This is a genomic window from uncultured Megasphaera sp. (assembly GCF_958350005.1).
Lineage (GTDB): Bacteria > Bacillota > Negativicutes > Veillonellales > Megasphaeraceae > Megasphaera.
The window spans coordinates 1-2,765 of the sequence record NZ_CATWFF010000232.1; the positions used below are offsets into that span (position 1 = coordinate 1).

General features: G+C 45.4%; 2 protein-coding genes. Both read left to right on the top strand.

From position 1 onward, the window contains the following. Positions 1-112 precede the first annotated feature (112 nt). Entirely contained in the window at positions 113-1,228 is a 1,116-nt protein-coding gene (locus Q3886_RS09870) for a PucR family transcriptional regulator ligand-binding domain-containing protein (RefSeq protein ID WP_301861299.1), read from the top strand. Between the two features lie 166 nt (positions 1,229-1,394). Next, positions 1,395-2,717: an aminotransferase class III-fold pyridoxal phosphate-dependent enzyme gene (locus Q3886_RS09875; RefSeq protein WP_301861300.1), complete on the top strand. Its 1,323-nt coding sequence runs from the start codon at positions 1,395-1,397 to the stop codon at positions 2,715-2,717. Positions 2,718-2,765 lie beyond the last annotated feature (48 nt).

Genomic DNA, 2,765 nt, shown 5'->3' on the forward strand with positions numbered 1-2,765 from the left:
AAATTTAACGACGACGTTGCATCTTTTGATGAGCGCCGTCGTTTTTTTTGTAAACACGCACAGATCATGTGGTGAATTGAGAGAAAGTCGGTGATAAGGTATGGCTGTGACCATGGGATATTTGTATGAAAAAAGCATTCATTTGTATGATATGAAGCTGTTGGCTGGGAAAGACGGACTGGATCATCCTGCAGAATGGATTCATATGATTGAAAGTTCAGAATCGGCGTCTTTTTTGCACGGCAATGAAGTCGTATTTCTGACAGGCCTGCTGTATCAGGGGGAACGGTGGATTCTGGAATATGCCAGGCGCTTGAAGGAGCGGCACTGTGCCGGACTGGTCATTAACGTCGGGCCATATATTAAGAAGATACCGCCCTCTGTCATTTCCTATTGTGATGCCGAGCAGTTTCCGCTGTTCCTGTTGCCCTGGGAGGTGCATCTCGTAGATATTACCCGCTATCTGTGCCGGTTTATTATTAACGAGGAAAAGAAAAAAGAGAGTGTCCTCAACTATTTGCAGCAGCTGCTCATTGTGCCTCATGAAAGCCAGGCTCCCTGCCTGGCTCTGGAACACAGCGGATTTTGTGTGGAAGGGGCGTTTCGCGCATGCATTATCAGGGAAACGCATACAGATAAGGACCACGATGCCATCATGGCTCTGCTGAAACTCTGGAAGAGTCAGCTCCTTATTTTCACGTATCATCAGGATATAGTCATCCTTCTGTCCCATATGGCTTTTCAGGATATCAAACAGTTTGCCGAAGACGTCTATCATCTGATGAAGGATAAACATATTGCTGTTTCCATCAGCATTGGTTCGGAAATTCATCATATTTCCCAGTTATACGTTACATATATGCAGGCCTCATCTATTCAGATTCTGGCCAAAGGTCAGCAGCCGCCTGTTGTATATTATGACAATATGGGGCTGTATAAATTACTGTTAAATGGTACGCCTCCTTCTATACTGCAGCACTTTTACGAAGATACTCTTGGGCCCTTGCGGGCTTATGATGAAACCCATCAGTCCCATCTGATGGAAACACTGCGCTATTATCTGGAACACGACTGCAGCATTAAAGAGACGGCTGCCCATGAAGTGGTACATCGCAATACGATTTTGTACAAATTCAATAAAATCGACCAAATTCTGGGGACGTCTGTGTATTCGGAAGAAAACAAACTGGCCATGATGATGGCTTTTAAAATAAAAGATTTGTTCTGATGTAGGCATGTGCACAAAAAAGATGTATGTTTTTTGCATTGTATGAGAAACAGGAATCCCTTATACTCTAAGTAACTTAAATAAAGACATACGAAGAGCGACGGAGCTTATTCAAGAAAGAATCAGTTCGGTTGCTTTTTATTTGCAGTAAAAGGAGTGGACAGCTATGACAGGTGCAGAAATCAAAGAAATGGATTTAACGTATAATTTACATTCCTGGGCAAAACAGGGAAACCTGGATCCTATGGTTATTACCAAGGCAGATGGCATTTATCTTTGGGACAGCGACGGCAAACGGTATATGGACATGTCGTCAGAACTGGTCAATTCCAATGTTGGCCATGGGAATAAAGATATTATTGAAGCTATTAAAGAACAGGCTGATAAATATTGTTTCCTCTCTCCGGCATTTGCCCTGGAACCGCGGGCAAAACTGGCCAAAATGGTTATTGATCGCATGCCGGACACGATGGGAAAAGTATTTTTCACCAACGGCGGTGCCGATGCCAATGAAAACGCCATTAAAATGGCTCGCCTGTATACGGGACGATACAAGGTCATGAGCCGGTATCGCAGCTATCACGGCTCTTCCTTCGGCGCCGGCAATCTGACCGGCGAACCGCGCCGGTATGCACTGGAACCGGGCATTCCGGGATTTGTCAAATTCTTTGATCCTTACGTATATCGCGAAGCCATTACCTTTAAAAGCGAAGAAGAAGCGACGAAATTCTATATTACCAAGCTGCGGGAACAGGTTATTTATGAAAATCCCGGCACCATTGCCGCTATTGTCATGGAAACCATTACCGGTTCCAATGGCGTCATTATTCCGCCAAAAGGCTATCTGGAAGGAGTCCGCAAGATTTGTGATGAATTTGGCATCATGATGATCTGCGACGAAGTCATGGCCGGCTGGTGCCGTACAGGGACAATGTTTGCCTTTGAACACTTTAATGTAAAGCCGGATATTGTTTCCTTTGCCAAAGGCATTACGTGCGGCTACGTACAGCTCGGCGGCGTCGCTGTATCCAAAAAAATTGCCGATTTCTTTAACGATCACGTCTTGTCGTGCGGCCTGACGTACAGTGGCCATCCCCTGGCCTGCGCTGCCGGCATTGCCTGCCTTAACTATTACGATAAAGCCCATATTCTGGATAACGTCAATGCTGTCGGCAAAGTACTGGGCGAACTGGAAGAAGAACTGAAGCAGAAACATGCCTGCGTCGGCGATGTCCGGTATATCGGCCTGTGGTCGGCTATTGAATTAGTCAAAGACAAGACGACGAAAGAACCGCTCGTACCGTATGGCGCTGATCCGGATGGCATTATGCCGGGAATCATTAAAAAACTCATTAGCCGCGGTTTCTTCACATACTCCCATGAAAATACGATTATGGTAGCGCCGCCGCTGATCATTACGGAAGAACAGCTCCGGGAAGCCATGGCCATTATGGACGACGTGCTGACCGAAGTAGAAGCTTCGTTGTAAATAAAATATGATATATAGAATAAAAAATAAATACACATGCAATTGCAC